We start from the raw sequence: 13,637 nt of genomic DNA on the forward strand, positions 1-13,637 counted from the left end.
CAATACGCTGTAAATAAGATAAAAACAAATTTAACCGAAAACTTTGATCCAATTTTATTTGGATTGTAACAGGAAAACAACTATGGGGGCGGAATGCCCCTATGCTTTTATAAACGGATAAAGAAAATGACAGAAATAACGAGAAAGCAGATATCTGGTCTGCGGGTAAAGATGTATTAACGGCTATGGGAGAGGAACATAGAATCAACGAGATAAAAGGTGTCATCATCAGCCGTGCCCTGCTCAAGGAATACGGGTATGATGGCGATATGCCCACCGACAAACAGATGCAGGTCATCGGCAACGGGTTACTTGAATACTGGGGCGTAAGCGACGGTTTCAAGGAAGCCCTCGCCAGTACAATGGAGAACATGTTCGGTGTAAAAGCAAAAGATTAGGTCTATGGAAACGAAAGAACTTACTACCCACCAGCGTGGTGTTATTCTACGCGGCATCTGCGGCGGGGCTGCATTGAAAGACAAGTCGCCGCAAATATCTGAAAACAATACCGTCATAACCTGCGCCGGAGGGTTGGAGATTTGGGACATCTGCTGCATCAGCAGTGATGCCGAAGCCTTCGGCCTGAAACCGTCCTTCGGTTATGACGGGCACACGAGAATCACTTTCACCCCCAAAGAATAAGCGGAATGAAATCATATTACTACTTGGACTACCTGCACCGTGAAATCTTCCTTGAAGAGGAGGATATTCAGACCGTTCCGGAATCAGGCAGGGCGGACGATGCCTGTTCCGCCATTGCCGAAAAGCCGTATGTCGTGGAGCAGTTCATGGCGGACTCTTTCCGGACACTCAAAGATGTGGCCAGCCGCCTGTGCGATTCCCCTGATATTAAAAGCCGCCACGATGCGCTGATGTATATCGTGTGGAGGGTGGCACTGGACATCAAGGAGTGGCGGACTCTGAGCCATAGCGAAGCCGCCGTCAAGGTAACCCGTGAGGACGGTTTCGTGTGGCTGCTTGTATCGGCGGAAAATGCCCGGAAGCTATGGGAGGCAGACGTATTCTCCCTGTACAGGCTTTATGCCGATGATTCGGAATCCCTGATCGAAAGCGAGGCGGAGCTGGAATCGACCATCAAGGGCGGATACCAGATAGGTATCGAGGTGGGGTTCGCCTCTGTAATGGACCATGCCGCCCGGATGAAGCAACAATAAAAATCGGAAACAATCAAATAACGAAATCAAGAAGAAAGGTATGGAAACAACATTATTGACAAAGGAAAATGCCCATCGTGTGACCATGGTGCGGCGTGTGGATGCCCCGGAAAGCGAACCGGTAGCGTTTCTTTTCAGGGGAAAGAGACACGGGTATTGCAGCTATTCCCATCTTGTAGGGAATCCGGGCAAGGAAGAAATCCTCGCCCCGGCGGACTTCAAGGACTGGGAAGTTGTGGAAGTGGCGCACCCGGGCTATCTGGAAGAATATTTCAAGCAGGCGTGCAGCTCCTACAACCTCACCTCCTTCTCACCCGACGAGCGGGGTGAGTCAGACATCGCCTCGCACGAAAAGGAACTGCACGAGGATTTGCAGTCGATGCCCGAGCAGCAGCGGGAACGTTACATGGAAAACTACAAACGCTATTTCTCTGCCATGATCGCCGCCAACAGCCGTTGTGCCAGCGCGATGATTACGGGACCTGCACGCTTCAACACGGGCCGCAACGAAAAGGCCTGCAACAGCCACGCCAAGAGCGTCACGGCGTTCCGGGAATGGCGAGAACGTGCACTCGAAGCGATTCGCAAGGCTACCGAAGCGGCCAAGCCCGAAGAACAGCGTCTCGAGGAGGAGTGGCAGAAGGTCAAAGCCTTTATCGACGATGCCGCCTCGACCATTCACGGTATCGATACGGGTACGGCACGAGGCTATAGCCGGGCTCTCTTCGTCAGCAACCTCGCCGGGCGACTCTCCACCTATGTCAACCATGGCAACGTGGAAATCATCGACCGTGCCGTCGCTCGTCTGCGAGAGTGGAACGACAAAGTCAAGAAACCTGTCGTCACGGCACGCCATTCAATCTTCAAGTATCCCGAACTCGTCCGCAAGGTGCGGGAAAAGCAGCAGGAACGGGCAAGCCGTGAAAATCGTGAGATTCCGTTCGATGGCGGCAAGGTGGTCTACAACTTCGAAGAAGACCGCCTGCAAATCCTCTTCGACAAAATACCCGATACCGATATGCGTACGACCTTGAAGCGTAACGCTTTCAAGTGGGCGCCACGCAACCAGGCATGGCAGCGCCAGCTCACCCGCAATGCCGAATATGCCGCCGGTCAGGTGTTGAAAATAACCATTTAATCCAGTGCCCATGAGATACATCATCGATTCACGTTATTTCGACGGGACATGCCTCACGTCGATGTCGGATGACATGCACAGCGACTACGGCGGCGAGACGCTGGAAGCACTGCGCGAAAGGGAGAAGAACCCGTACCTGGTCGCTGTATCACCGGTACGCATGACACTGCTTGTGAAGCGTTATACCCGGGCACTTTGCAAGCCCTTCCATGAAATTACGGAGGAACGTTATTACGAACTGCTGGAATGCCTGCCTCCGGCCCGCATGCAGAGCGACTGGTTCTTTGTCGGGGAACCGTATTACCGAAACCTGTACGCGCTCTGTTTCGAGTCGGACGGCAGGTATTTCCGGGCGGAACGTCCCGTACGTCTTTCCAATGTGGAAATCTACCGCCAGATTCGGGAACACATGGAGAAAGTAAACCTGCATCCCGCCATCGTCAAGAAGGCTTCCTTTGTCAAATATGTCAATTGGTACAAAAAGACGGTCACCTACATACCGTACTATTTCGAGTATGGAGGTAAAATATATTTCCTGAAGAACCTCGCCACTCGGACGGGATCCGAATTTGGCGACCGCCGGGAACGGAACGAGATGGCGGCATTGCTGAGGAACCTGCGCGGAAACCGCTACGAATACTGTACTTTCTACTCCCAAAAGAAGGACATCTTCGAGTTTTTTGACTGGCTACGGAAGAACAAATACACGCTGGAAATCCAGGGCGACTTGTTCGACTTTGCGGATGACCGCTCCCACGTGGACTTTCACGGCAATGTATGCGAGTATTCGGCTGTGTTCCATTACCGCATCTATTCACGCAAGCTTTTTGGCCATATCATTAACCAGCTACGCACCGTGAAACGGTATCACGCGTGGCATAAAAGGAGGGAAATACGATGAAAATCTCAAATGAACCTACCCCATACCTCCTGCTCAAGGCAGGAACTGACAGTGCATGGGATTGCTGCGACTTTGCAATCGTGTACCTGTCAAAAGAGTGGAGACAGACACAGTCCGGCAGGCTGGAAGCCGTCAAGCCATTCAAGGATGACATCAGTTTCCAGTCTTTGAACTTTTATGACATATCGGTTGGTTTTTACCAGCCGGACGAGGACGGGATACTGGGCAGCGAGGACTTGCCGGAAGACAATAACTGGTGCTTCGTGGAACTGACCGAAACGGAACTGGAAAGGTTGGTTCCGCCGGACAATGTGCTGGTCAGCCATATCTTGGCGGTATTTGCAAACGGGGAAGCCAGATACCGGGCGTACGGCAAACATACCGACGAGCGATTCTGGACTGAAAAATTCCCTTTGCAACAGATTTTGGATATACTGGCGAGTCATGAATCTTAAAATTTCAAAGCAACTATGACAGAAATCATCAAAACGGACGGAACACGCCAACCCGTGCAGCCAGCCAATGGCTCAGACTTCACGCTGGAGGAGATGCAGGCGATTGTCGGCGGCTACATCGAACTGGTGGAACTGGACGGGAACACGACAATGGTCGTCAACGAGGAAGGCAAATTTATCCCTCTGTCCCTCAATCTTGAAGCGAGCAGGATATTCCGTGCTCATCACCCGGCGTCGAAAGACTTCATCGTTGGGGACGTACTTGTGTGCAATAACAATCAAATCAGATAAAATTATGGATAAAGAGAAAGCAAAAGCGCTCAGCAAGACCCTCGCATGCTACAAAGAATTACAAGAGAATAACAGTGTAAACCTGATCGAGTTCCATACCGCTGACGGGCAGAAACACGGTATCGGCAACCCGGAAGCCATCAAGCTGTTGCTTTCGGTGGCCGTCATCGAACTGGAACGCCAGCTCCGGACCGCACAGTTCGGTGATATTCCGGAAAGCCTGGAGAACAGCCGCGAGTACAAGGCGGCCAAACAGCTGGAATACGCCATGAACGATTTGGGATTCAAGTCCGAACGTTTCGCCCAGGCTCTTCCTTATTTCCACAAGACACTGGAACAGACATTCTTCAGAACGGTAAAGGCTTCCATTACCGCTATGGCAGGGCGTGATTCACGCTGCATTGACGACCGCAACCGTGCTTCATACGAGATGTGTCAAATGCTGGCCTCCATGCTGGAAGATACCCGTCTGCCCTTTATCTAAATGCCATGTTCATAGACGAGAGGACACAAAACCGCCTCCATGCCGTGCCGGGAGAGAGTATCTCCCACGGCACGATGCGCACGCAGGACCTGATTCCGGCGTTCTTGGACGTTATCCGTGACACACCGGAGTACGTGCAGGTGATGAATGCCATCCCCGCCCATGCCATGGAGGACAAAGAAGCAGACTGGTGGAACAGCGATGACGCGGCGGGATTGCTGGAATCGCTGTTCGACACGCTCGATAGTTACTCACCGGAGGGGTACTATTTCGGTGCTCATCTCGGTGACGGGTCCGATTACGGATTTTGGAAAATGGACAAGTGAATGTCGGAACATGGTACGGATTACAAAAGACAAGCGGCATGACATTCTCAAAGACGGGATTCGTATCGGGCAAATCTATCTTGCCCGTGCCGAAAGCAGGAAATTAAGATACTGGGCAATCTCTTGCATGAGTGGAATCGGCTTCAACACTTTCAATGAAGCCCGCAGTTATGCCAAGGATTTCCTTTAATAAAAGAATCGCATGAAAAATTGGATACAACAGATGCTTTTGTGGCGTAAAAAGACGGACAAGGGCAGAATGACACTCGGAAAGGTGCAGAAAGAGTATCGCGAGAATGACGTATGCATGGGAGAACTCCTTGATGCCCTTCCCGCCGACGGCCTTTCCATAGAGGAAGCTTTCGAGCTGGCTATCACCGCCAAGAAGTGGGCGGACGGAGACCGTTTCTACCGGAGTATCAACGATGGAGAACCGGAAGAATTGTAAGGTAAATAACAATAAACAATAATGACAAATGAGCAGATATGATTTTATAAGATTCGGCGGCTTTGTCAACTGGGCGGACGAGGACACGGACACGTTCCGGAAAATGAAAGTCTGCCTGCCGGTAAAGGAGCCTGTCGAAGATGACACGAAAATAGGACTGATTTCCACGGACGAGGACAATCCGGAAGAAATCGCGGTTTCCTATTCCGTCAGGGCAGCCGAACTCATCCCTTGGACGGACTCATTCCAGGAAGGATACTGGAAAGCCCTGATAGTGGCAGAGGCAAACGGAGCAGGCACGGACGTATTGCTGCCCATGCTCAAAGATGCCGGACTATGCCTGATGGAATGTGTCTTCCTGATGCTCCGGAGCGATGCCTGCAAACTGTTTCCGGTCCTGTGCCGGCTGTTCCCGGAAGTGGAGGAAATGTTTGAGATTATCACATGGAATGACAGGGAATATTTTGTCAGGGAACTGACGCTGTTCCGTGGAACGGGCGGGGAATACAAAACCCTGGTCTCTGTAACGGGTCTGCAAGACGTGCTGGTCGGCAAAGACGGCGCACCCATATCGGACGAGGCGGAGGCCGTGGACCGGAAAATCTGCTATTACTTCACGGACGAGGAGTTCCTGCTGCCGGAAGAGCGGCTTGTGGCCCTTGCGGAGGATGCGTGAGAAATCATAATGTATGTACAAAGACCAGAAAATGAATAAAAGAATGAACAAACAGCAAACCACTCCCGTTACCGACACTTTTAAGGGGATGCTACTTATGTCAATGGGTGTCCCTGTAGGAAACATCCGTCCCTACCGTTTGAAGTCGGCACCTTCCTGCCTCGGCGGTTTCGAGCGCATGAGCGTAGCGGCAGCACGAGCCTCGGGAATGGATATCCCGGAGACGGAGAAAGAGAACGATGAAGTTTACATATGCCGCTTGGGACCCGCCGTCTTCCATAAATGGATGCCTGTCTGGATGTTCGAAACCGCTTTCGAACCGGTTCCCGAGCAGAGACGCGGTGACCGCATCCGAACACTTACGGAAGAGATGAACAACCATCACGTGGCGGAGAAAGCCCTGAATGAAAAATGTTACGCCCTGTCCGTGAAGCTGCTTTCCGAGTGTGGCGGCAGCCTTGATGACAACGGTGAACAATCCTCGACCTATCTCCATGTTGTGGACCGTGACCCCGTGGAACTGGTCATCACGAACGCGTCGCTCCGGAAAGACGGGAAAATCTTCATCATGGGTTACAGTTACTACACGGGCGAGGAGTACGAGCAGGAATGTGACGTAGAATCCGGCATGGACATACTGAATTTTATCCTTTCCCAAAAAAGTTTTGAGTGCCATGAATGAAGACAAGATATTGCAAATGTTCTTCGACATAGGCCGGTGGACGAAGGCCATTGAGAAAGGCGTGCTGAAAGACATTAGGAAAGACCAACTTATTCGGCTGACCGACGAGCATACCCGTATGGCGATGGCCTATGCCATGCGCCGGGGAAAGTACGAGATTTCCCCTCCCCACACGGCGCAGATACCCAAGGACAACGGTGAGTTCCGCACAGTGTACGTAAACGAGCCGATGGACCGCGTAGTACTGGGTATCGCCAACGACCTGCTCTTCGAGTTGATGCCGGAGATGCTGCACTCTTCGTGCAAGTCCTACCAGACCGGTATAGGGTGCGGCAAGGTAGTTACGGAAGTCAGCCACCGGATGACAGAAACCGGCAATAGCGGCTGTCTGGGCTGGAAGTCCGACCTTTCCAAATACTTCGACAGTGTTCCGATACGGTTCATCGACGAGGCGTTCGACAAGGTGGAGGCCAAACACGGCCAGTCTGCCCTGATAGACGTACTTAGGAAATATTACCACTCGGACCTCTATTTCGATGAAGATAACCGGTTGCAAAGCAAGTATCAATCCTTGAAACAGGGTTGTGCTGTGGCTAGCTGGCTGGCGGATGTACTGCTCTACGACCTAGACAGGGAACTGTCACAAATGAACGGCTACTACGTCCGGTATTCCGACGATATGCTTTTTATCGGCAAGGATTATGAAAAAGCGATGGACACACTCCAAAAACGCCTGGAAGATAAATCCATGAAGCTAAATCCCAAGAAAGTGGAATACCTGGCAGCCGATGTCTGGTTCAAGTTCTTAGGATTCAGTATCAAGGGCGGCATGGTCTCGCTCTCGTCATCACGCATCAAGACCTTCCAGCACGAGATCGAGCGGCGGACAATCCGCTGCCGGGACACGACACTGGCAAAAGCCGTGGACGCCGTGAACCGTTACCTGTACAAGGGCGAGTTCAGCTGGGCGATACAGGTATTGCCGGTCTGTAATGTGAAGAGTGACCTCAACGAGCTGAACAAGTTCGTGATGGACTGCTTTAGAGCCGTTCAGACGGGCAGGTGCAAGATCGGCGGTCTGGGATATGTCCGAACCAAACCGGATGGCTGCATCGTCCGGGGACGGGGACGCAACGTGAAGGCCAACCGCGATAAAACAGACCGGGACATACCGGGTTACCTGACTGTCGGCTGCATGCGTAACGCCCTTCTGACCAGCCGGGCGGTGTACAACACGCTGGTGGCATCGCTATAAGTTACGCCGGGCACACGGCAGAACGGGTGGACGGGCAGGCTATTCAACGTTACAGGCTTATAACCAGAATCCATATCGAGATTAACCGGTCTAACACCCGGTTAATCCCATCTCGATTCTGGCTGCGCCTGTAATGTATCGGGAAATTAAAGTCATGTGCCGTCTGTCCCGTACCCGTTACCGGAGCACACCGGGAAAGTTCAAGGAATAGGTTTGGGCATCCCGCGTACCAACGTCTTCTTTCCGAGTCTGAAGGCGGCTGACCGTCGCCTTCGGACTCCGCAGAAGACCCATACGCGGGATACATCGGAAGCATAAAGCCATGTGCCGGTATTATGAGAACTTTCGGTCTTTTCCAGCACGGGAACGTGCGGTTCGGGGGAATGGATTCAGCCTGCTGTCCCCGATAAGCCCGTCTCGCGCCGTCGTATCCCTAACGTTATACGACGGCGCCATTCCGGCTTCCGCCACAGCAGACATCGGACCTGTAAAGGAACGTGCCGGCATTCCGGGAACCGCAAAAAGAACAGCACAGGGCAAAGGGGGCAAGGCCGGGATTTCAACAGAGCCGCAATTCACACGGCTGGAGCCTGTGTTATCTCCTGCTAACACGACAGATGACACAGGTTCCAGCTGTACTCGCGGCCCGTATCAGGTTTTTAAAGGGATGTGCCGTCCGGATGAGTCCCCTGAACAGAAGGTAGCGCGACCGCATATGCACGAGGGACCCAAATTCAAGATACAGTATTCAAGCTTGGTCCTGAGCCAGGCAACTACCTGGTTCAGGACCGAAGTCCTACTGTATTTATCAGGACTATAAAGATACGCGCCAGGGGTTTGAGTGCCATTAATTGTAAACAGGTGAGAAAATGGAAGATATTTACCGAGAAACCGTCACCGCCATAGAGAACGGCGCAAATTTCCGGATTGATTTCCAGTCCAGAAGTTTAAAAGTAAACGGGAGACACATGATACGGAACGGCAGGTATGATGGCGCTCCGTGGTTGCCGGAGTACGGCTGCGGGGATTTTTTCACGGATGTGGAGGAGCTGTACCGCCGCTATAAACATTCGATACCATCGGAGCGCAGCCAGAGCAAGTCCCGCCGGTATTTCATGGCATTGCCCGAAAGTGACCTCGAGGACGGGGACATGCTGTACGGGCAACACCGGGATACCGCGCAATTCGAGCTGGAATTCTATATCCTCTGCCGGATTATAGGCGGGTTCACATGGAATCCCGAAACGATGGGCAAATGGTTCTGGCAAAGCGAAAAAGACAAGGACCTGGTGATACTCAGAAAATGGGTGGAACCCGGAAGTAATCAATTATTAACAAATTCACAATGAGTAGAAAGAAACAAGAAACAAAAGTCCTGTGCCCCGGATGCGGCACGGAATTCGCCATCGCGGACAAGGAATTTGCCGCCACGGGCACCGTTATCGGCAAGAATTCGGATTTGGGCACCGTCTATCCGGTGGTGGCCGGCCATAATTCTCCTGCCGGACTTCCCAAAGGGGCGCGGGAGCGTATCGAGGCACTCCGCGGTGCCGGTGTGGACGTGAGCTGCCTGTTCGCCATGCAGGGAGCCGAGGGCGGCGAGTATATCGCCTCCAACAAAGACGGGAAACTTACCATCCTGGATGACAACGACCCGATATTCGGCAGCATCATGGCACAGGGTACCGTTCCCAACAACCGACTCTTCCGCCGGTGGGTCATGGCACAAATGTTCCATATGATGTCATACACGCATTACCGTGAAAAAGAGCCGGCAGGGGTGACCGAGATGATTCACCGGAAAGGCTATGATTACCAGTGGAAAATGCTCTTGAACGAGCTGCACGCCCAGATGAAGATGGAACACAAGGACATCACGGGTTTTGCCGAGAGAAACCGCTGGTTCAACCGTGATGTGGTTTTGGCCATCGCGAGCGACTATGTCAACGCGCTGAAAAAACACGTGGGCAACCTGGAAACAAGAAAATGCAAGGGAGTTCCCTACAAGCGTATACACGGCCGTAATATTTTCGTGGAGGACCTGCAATCCAAACTGTACTACCCGCTTTCCATCGCGATAACCCACATCAGGCACGCGTTGGACGCCACACAGCTTTACAACGCGGTCAGACAGTTCAATGACCGTCGTATCCGGCTGCCATGGGGCACTCCTCAAAGCAAGGCATGGATGGATGCCTATAAGGGAGCCGGGGCGTTCTTTACCATGCAGAACCTGATTCGTTTCCACGGTTGCACGGCTGTCAATGACCGGGGTCGGCGTCTGGACAAGTACCAGTCACTGACGTTCCTGTCAGCCAAGGCGGAAGAGTATAAAAACGGAGAAGGCTGGCGGTTGCTGGCAGTCCTGAAAAAAATGCTGGCGGACAACAATATCAACATCAAAAAGAAGATGGCGGCATGGCGTAAGAAATAGGCCGTCATCACCATCCGCCCGGTAGGCGGCGCGGTGTGGCGGGTCAGAATAAATTAGTACTCCCTCCATTGAAATGATGCTCATCCCTGTTAACACAAGATGAGCATCTTTCAATGGAGGCATTACATCGAAAACGTAAAGAGATGCCCCTGTTTGACGACCACACCGCTATTCTAATCAAAACGACATAATCCTTTATACGATGAGCAAGAAACAACTACGACGCAGGGCCTACCTGCTGTACCGGTTACGAAAACAGGGTATCCGATGCCTGACACGTTGCCGGACCATCTTCTACCTTTACGGGGAGGATCCTAAATCAGTACCGCAGATTTGCAGCCTGATAAGCGAATTCCATTTCCATGTCCAGTTTGAAATACCCGCCTGACATGAAACCGGGAGACATTGCAACGCTGAAAGTGCCCTACAAGGGCTATCGCCGTATAGAACTGTTGGAACGGCTCCAATACACCTGGCTGGTACGCATCTGCGAGAGCAGGAAGGAGATCGAGGTCTATGAAGACGAGTTCGAAACGGATTAAAGGCACGGAACAATGAAAGGAGAACAACAGGAAGAACGCGTACCGAACTTCATCGGCAATGCCGTCATTATCCTCACGGCCAGCCATCTGGGCTGCGAGGTGGAGATGCTCGCCACCGCACAGGAGGTGTGGCGGACGAAACGCCTGCCCGAGGCGGTACTGCTGGGCATGTACGAAAAGGCCGCACGCGATGCCGTGTCGGCTGTCCGGAAGAGAGGTCTGGCGGAACAGGCTGACCGTCTCGGAGAGATATTTTACAGGACGGGGGAATTTCCCCCGCCGGAAGAAGACAATACATAAAAAGGAGTAACAAATGAAAACAAGGACTTTTCAGGAAATATATGATTTCTGCCGTACGGACGATACCTACCGGAGCTATTTCGAGGCATCGGACGAGTCCCGCATTACCGGAGCAAGGGCAAGAAAGTACTATTACGGCGACATCCGCCGAGGCCAGTGCCGCGTGGGGACATTCATCTACCGCCAGTCGATGCGGCAGCTTGAAAGGTTCCTCGGGGGCGCAAGGCAGGACCACTACATCCATGTTGACCCGCCGGCCTGCCGGGGAGTGAGCCTCAAGGACGATATGTTCCCCGGCCAGACCGCCTATATCGTGGTACATGTCAGGAGGCAGGGTGTGCAGATTGAAATCGAACACCCGTTGCATGGTGGATGGGTGCATTTCACGGCACGCTCCCACCGTCCCTTCACCAGGGAGGGAATCATAGCCGAGGCGAAGTCCTACATTGACAGCCACATCCTGCTGGCACCGGGAAGATACCGGGACTTGCAGCTGGAAAATATGGTTTCCAAGGAACAGTTCCCCGCATGGTACAGGCTGTATAAAATGAGGCTGCACGACCGGGCGGAAGCCGAACATCGGGACATGGTGGACAGATACAGGCACAGGAACGACCTTACCTACGGGGAAGCCCGTGACATGCTCGCGGCTTCGGGTATATTCTTCGACCTGAACTGCGACGAGTTCGAGCGGGACGAGATTACGGAACAATTTGTAAGACTTTGTAACAAGACATAATACCCAGGCAAATGAATCTATATAATCAAATCAAATATAACGGGTACCGCATCAACATCTATTATGATGATGACGCCCGAAGCCCGCGTGAAGCATATGACAATCTCGGTACGCTTTATACGGCACATCGTCGCTACCGCCCGGAGAAGGAGTTTGATGACCACTTCGATATCGACAAGGTTTTTGAAGGGCATATCGGAAATTTCCGGGAATCGTTCCTGAAGGAATATATCGCCCTGCCGGTCTACCTCTACGACCATGGCGGCATTACAATATCCACCTCGCCGTTCAGCTGCCCGTGGGATTCCGGATTTTTCGGAATCATCGCGGTACCGTTGGACAAGGTGCGCCGGGAATACGGGTGGAAGAACATCACCGCGAAACGCAGGAAGCGGATCGAGGGATACCTGCAAGACGAAATCAGTACCCTTGACAACTACTATACCGGGGAAGTTTTCGGGTATCGCATCATGCCGGAAAGTGACGATGACAATGAACTGGACAGTTGTTGGGGATTCTATGGTACGGAATGTATGAAAGAACTGGAAGCCGAATGCAGGCATATTATCGACGGGCAGAACAAAGCGGTAGCATAAAATAGAAAAATACGCATAATAACTGGAAATACAATGAAGACATCATACGGACTTGAATTTGACACGGTAACAGAAATCAATCCTGAATGGAGCGGCTATGACAAGACGATAGCAGGATGTCACCTGGCCAATGCCAGGGTGGTCATCGTGGATACGGAATACGGGCAACCGATAGACAATGAGCATGACCTTGAAGAAATCTACCGGATTCTCGAAAAGAAAAAGACAGGCCATACTAAAAATGAACGACATGGAAGAAAAACGAGATAACAAGGAAATCAGGGTACGCCTGCACCATATCGACCGTGGAAACTGCACGGAAGTGTGGGAGGTGCAGACAGAGAAGGGTAAGCCCAAACGCTATCTGGGACGTGACGACGGTTATGGACCGAAGGAGTGGTACACGCTCTGCGATGCTCCCTACGGCTATTGCGAACGCGACTGCCATGTGAGGGAGGACCTCACCCTCATTGTCTGCGACAAAGATTGGAACGAGGTGTTGCGAGACGGAACGGACAGGGAACGCTTTCCTGAAAGTTTCCCTTCACTGGATGAAGCCTGCAACGAGGCATGGAGCAAGGTCGTGAAAGTGCTTCCGCATGTCACGCACAAAGGTTTCGGGCAGTGGATCACCAAACAGTCATTCCTCCCGCTCAGCCAGACCGAAGAATTGAATTGGCGGGATAGCTACTATGAGGAAGAAGCGAGTGAGATACTCTCACGTTTTACATGGATCGGTGAAGAGTATGCCATATTCAAGGTTACCCAGAGGCACACCAAGTGCGACGCCCAATGGTACGAGTATTACGCGGGGAAGACAAACCGGCAGGAACACGAGTGGTATACCCGTTTCTTCGGTTACGAGTACCATGACCGGCATATCAGCGACGTACTCCGGACACTCGGAAGGCGGTGCGACGACATCATCCGTACTGCGGTGGAAACCCGCACGGACCACTATTACGGGCGTACGGTTTCCTGTTTCATGGACGAGTTCATCGGTTACGACCTGTCCCATGAACAGGTCCGTGACGCCAAGGAATGCAGATTGCGCAAGGCACGGGAAGACTACGACGAAGCGAACGCCTACTATTACAAACTGAAAGAGAATGAGGAAAGCATCCGTGGTATCGAATTGATGCTGCACTGCATAAGACAACAAATCCGAAAAATGAAAAGATAATGGCCAGAAACT

At 52.2% G+C, this 13,637-nt stretch carries 21 protein-coding genes; all 21 read left to right on the forward strand.

The window, feature by feature from the left end:
- The first annotated feature begins 185 nt into the window (after positions 1 to 185).
- The 21 genes from WMO46_RS08680 (at position 186) to WMO46_RS08780 (ending at position 13,625) form a co-directional block, all read left to right on the forward strand.
- Positions 186 to 398 carry a hypothetical protein gene (locus WMO46_RS08680; protein ID WP_004293628.1) on the forward strand — a complete coding sequence of 71 codons (213 nt, stop codon included), beginning with the start codon at positions 186 to 188 and terminating at the stop codon, positions 396 to 398.
- A gap of 4 nt (positions 399 to 402) precedes the next feature.
- Positions 403 to 642: a hypothetical protein gene (locus tag WMO46_RS08685; RefSeq protein WP_004293629.1), complete on the forward strand. Its 240-nt coding sequence runs from the start codon at positions 403 to 405 to the stop codon at positions 640 to 642.
- Positions 643 to 665: 23 nt separating this feature from the next.
- Positions 666 to 1,175 carry a hypothetical protein gene (locus tag WMO46_RS08690; protein ID WP_227043634.1) on the forward strand — a complete coding sequence of 170 codons (510 nt, stop codon included), beginning with the start codon at positions 666 to 668 and terminating at the stop codon, positions 1,173 to 1,175.
- A 40-nt stretch (positions 1,176 to 1,215) separates the two neighbouring features.
- Positions 1,216 to 2,313 carry a hypothetical protein gene (locus WMO46_RS08695; RefSeq protein WP_004293631.1) on the forward strand — a complete coding sequence of 366 codons (1,098 nt, stop codon included), beginning with the start codon at positions 1,216 to 1,218 and terminating at the stop codon, positions 2,311 to 2,313.
- Positions 2,314 to 2,323: 10 nt separating this feature from the next.
- Positions 2,324 to 3,214: a hypothetical protein gene (locus WMO46_RS08700; protein WP_004293632.1), complete on the forward strand. Its 891-nt coding sequence runs from the start codon at positions 2,324 to 2,326 to the stop codon at positions 3,212 to 3,214.
- Positions 3,211 to 3,669 carry a hypothetical protein gene (locus WMO46_RS08705; protein ID WP_004293633.1) on the forward strand — a complete coding sequence of 153 codons (459 nt, stop codon included), beginning with the start codon at positions 3,211 to 3,213 and terminating at the stop codon, positions 3,667 to 3,669. The genes WMO46_RS08700 and WMO46_RS08705 overlap by 4 nt, the downstream gene beginning before the upstream one ends.
- 15 nt (positions 3,670 to 3,684) lie before the next feature.
- A complete protein-coding gene (locus WMO46_RS08710; RefSeq protein ID WP_004293634.1) occupies positions 3,685 to 3,960 on the forward strand; it encodes a DUF3846 domain-containing protein in 276 nt (91 codons plus the stop codon).
- Between the two features lie 4 nt (positions 3,961 to 3,964).
- Positions 3,965 to 4,444 carry a hypothetical protein gene (locus WMO46_RS08715; protein ID WP_004293635.1) on the forward strand — a complete coding sequence of 160 codons (480 nt, stop codon included), beginning with the start codon at positions 3,965 to 3,967 and terminating at the stop codon, positions 4,442 to 4,444.
- A gap of 5 nt (positions 4,445 to 4,449) precedes the next feature.
- Positions 4,450 to 4,770: a hypothetical protein gene (locus WMO46_RS08720; RefSeq protein WP_004303957.1), complete on the forward strand. Its 321-nt coding sequence runs from the start codon at positions 4,450 to 4,452 to the stop codon at positions 4,768 to 4,770.
- 202 nt (positions 4,771 to 4,972) lie between these two features.
- Entirely contained in the window at positions 4,973 to 5,218 is a 246-nt protein-coding gene (locus WMO46_RS08725; protein ID WP_004293638.1) for a hypothetical protein, read from the forward strand.
- A gap of 103 nt (positions 5,219 to 5,321) precedes the next feature.
- Positions 5,322 to 5,894: a hypothetical protein gene (locus WMO46_RS08730; protein ID WP_239454788.1), complete on the forward strand. Its 573-nt coding sequence runs from the start codon at positions 5,322 to 5,324 to the stop codon at positions 5,892 to 5,894.
- Positions 5,895 to 5,907: 13 nt separating this feature from the next.
- The gene (locus WMO46_RS08735) at positions 5,908 to 6,576 is read left to right on the forward strand and encodes a hypothetical protein (protein WP_004293640.1); all 669 of its coding nucleotides are present in this window, start codon (positions 5,908 to 5,910) and stop codon (positions 6,574 to 6,576) included.
- A complete protein-coding gene (locus WMO46_RS08740) occupies positions 6,569 to 7,831 on the forward strand; it encodes an RNA-directed DNA polymerase (RefSeq protein ID WP_004303952.1) in 1,263 nt (420 codons plus the stop codon). The genes WMO46_RS08735 and WMO46_RS08740 overlap by 8 nt, the downstream gene beginning before the upstream one ends.
- Before the next feature lie 869 nt (positions 7,832 to 8,700).
- Complete coding sequence (locus tag WMO46_RS08745; RefSeq protein ID WP_004293642.1) at positions 8,701 to 9,180, forward strand: hypothetical protein; 480 nt, start codon at positions 8,701 to 8,703, stop codon at positions 9,178 to 9,180.
- The gene (locus WMO46_RS08750; RefSeq protein ID WP_004293643.1) at positions 9,177 to 10,265 is read left to right on the forward strand and encodes a hypothetical protein; all 1,089 of its coding nucleotides are present in this window, start codon (positions 9,177 to 9,179) and stop codon (positions 10,263 to 10,265) included. The genes WMO46_RS08745 and WMO46_RS08750 overlap by 4 nt, the downstream gene beginning before the upstream one ends.
- Positions 10,266 to 10,627: 362 nt before the next feature.
- Positions 10,628 to 10,807 carry a hypothetical protein gene (locus WMO46_RS08755; protein WP_004293644.1) on the forward strand — a complete coding sequence of 60 codons (180 nt, stop codon included), beginning with the start codon at positions 10,628 to 10,630 and terminating at the stop codon, positions 10,805 to 10,807.
- Between the two features lie 12 nt (positions 10,808 to 10,819).
- Positions 10,820 to 11,107, forward strand: coding sequence for a hypothetical protein (locus WMO46_RS08760; protein WP_004293645.1), 288 nt, complete (start codon positions 10,820 to 10,822; stop codon positions 11,105 to 11,107).
- Between the two features lie 13 nt (positions 11,108 to 11,120).
- The gene (locus WMO46_RS08765; protein WP_004293646.1) at positions 11,121 to 11,846 is read left to right on the forward strand and encodes a hypothetical protein; all 726 of its coding nucleotides are present in this window, start codon (positions 11,121 to 11,123) and stop codon (positions 11,844 to 11,846) included.
- 11 nt (positions 11,847 to 11,857) lie between these two features.
- Positions 11,858 to 12,442 (forward strand): hypothetical protein, encoded by a 585-nt coding sequence (locus WMO46_RS08770; RefSeq protein WP_004303947.1) that lies wholly within the window; start codon positions 11,858 to 11,860, stop codon positions 12,440 to 12,442.
- Between the two features lie 33 nt (positions 12,443 to 12,475).
- Complete coding sequence (locus WMO46_RS08775) at positions 12,476 to 12,712, forward strand: hypothetical protein (protein ID WP_004293648.1); 237 nt, start codon at positions 12,476 to 12,478, stop codon at positions 12,710 to 12,712.
- Entirely contained in the window at positions 12,693 to 13,625 is a 933-nt protein-coding gene (locus WMO46_RS08780; RefSeq protein WP_004293649.1) for a hypothetical protein, read from the forward strand. Before WMO46_RS08775 ends, WMO46_RS08780 begins: the two co-directional genes overlap by 20 nt.
- Positions 13,626 to 13,637: the final 12 nt, after the last annotated feature.

Origin of the sequence: Alistipes intestinihominis, from assembly GCF_040095975.1 — a bacterium.
In the GTDB taxonomy this organism is placed as follows: domain Bacteria; phylum Bacteroidota; class Bacteroidia; order Bacteroidales; family Rikenellaceae; genus Alistipes; species Alistipes senegalensis.

What these genes read in the sequence shown, in the direction of transcription:
- WMO46_RS08755 (WP_004293644.1), top strand. Translation starts at nt 10,628, where the DNA reads ATGTCCAGTTTGAAATACCCGCCTGACATGAAACCGGGAGACATTGCA.
- WMO46_RS08745 (WP_004293642.1), top strand. Translation starts at nt 8,701, where the DNA reads ATGGAAGATATTTACCGAGAAACCGTCACCGCCATAGAGAACGGCGCA.
- WMO46_RS08685 (WP_004293629.1), top strand. Translation starts at nt 403, where the DNA reads ATGGAAACGAAAGAACTTACTACCCACCAGCGTGGTGTTATTCTACGC.
- WMO46_RS08700 (WP_004293632.1), top strand. Translation starts at nt 2,324, where the DNA reads ATGAGATACATCATCGATTCACGTTATTTCGACGGGACATGCCTCACG.
- WMO46_RS08715 (WP_004293635.1), top strand. Translation starts at nt 3,965, where the DNA reads ATGGATAAAGAGAAAGCAAAAGCGCTCAGCAAGACCCTCGCATGCTAC.
- WMO46_RS08775 (WP_004293648.1), top strand. Translation starts at nt 12,476, where the DNA reads ATGAAGACATCATACGGACTTGAATTTGACACGGTAACAGAAATCAAT.
- WMO46_RS08695 (WP_004293631.1), top strand. Translation starts at nt 1,216, where the DNA reads ATGGAAACAACATTATTGACAAAGGAAAATGCCCATCGTGTGACCATG.
- WMO46_RS08760 (WP_004293645.1), top strand. Translation starts at nt 10,820, where the DNA reads ATGAAAGGAGAACAACAGGAAGAACGCGTACCGAACTTCATCGGCAAT.
- WMO46_RS08770 (WP_004303947.1), top strand. Translation starts at nt 11,858, where the DNA reads ATGAATCTATATAATCAAATCAAATATAACGGGTACCGCATCAACATC.
- WMO46_RS08680 (WP_004293628.1), top strand. Translation starts at nt 186, where the DNA reads ATGGGAGAGGAACATAGAATCAACGAGATAAAAGGTGTCATCATCAGC.
- WMO46_RS08780 (WP_004293649.1), top strand. Translation starts at nt 12,693, where the DNA reads ATGGAAGAAAAACGAGATAACAAGGAAATCAGGGTACGCCTGCACCAT.
- WMO46_RS08720 (WP_004303957.1), top strand. Translation starts at nt 4,450, where the DNA reads ATGTTCATAGACGAGAGGACACAAAACCGCCTCCATGCCGTGCCGGGA.
- WMO46_RS08735 (WP_004293640.1), top strand. Translation starts at nt 5,908, where the DNA reads ATGTACAAAGACCAGAAAATGAATAAAAGAATGAACAAACAGCAAACC.
- WMO46_RS08725 (WP_004293638.1), top strand. Translation starts at nt 4,973, where the DNA reads ATGAAAAATTGGATACAACAGATGCTTTTGTGGCGTAAAAAGACGGAC.
- WMO46_RS08740 (WP_004303952.1), top strand. Translation starts at nt 6,569, where the DNA reads ATGAATGAAGACAAGATATTGCAAATGTTCTTCGACATAGGCCGGTGG.
- WMO46_RS08765 (WP_004293646.1), top strand. Translation starts at nt 11,121, where the DNA reads ATGAAAACAAGGACTTTTCAGGAAATATATGATTTCTGCCGTACGGAC.
- WMO46_RS08710 (WP_004293634.1), top strand. Translation starts at nt 3,685, where the DNA reads ATGACAGAAATCATCAAAACGGACGGAACACGCCAACCCGTGCAGCCA.
- WMO46_RS08750 (WP_004293643.1), top strand. Translation starts at nt 9,177, where the DNA reads ATGAGTAGAAAGAAACAAGAAACAAAAGTCCTGTGCCCCGGATGCGGC.
- WMO46_RS08730 (WP_239454788.1), top strand. Translation starts at nt 5,322, where the DNA reads ATGAAAGTCTGCCTGCCGGTAAAGGAGCCTGTCGAAGATGACACGAAA.
- WMO46_RS08705 (WP_004293633.1), top strand. Translation starts at nt 3,211, where the DNA reads ATGAAAATCTCAAATGAACCTACCCCATACCTCCTGCTCAAGGCAGGA.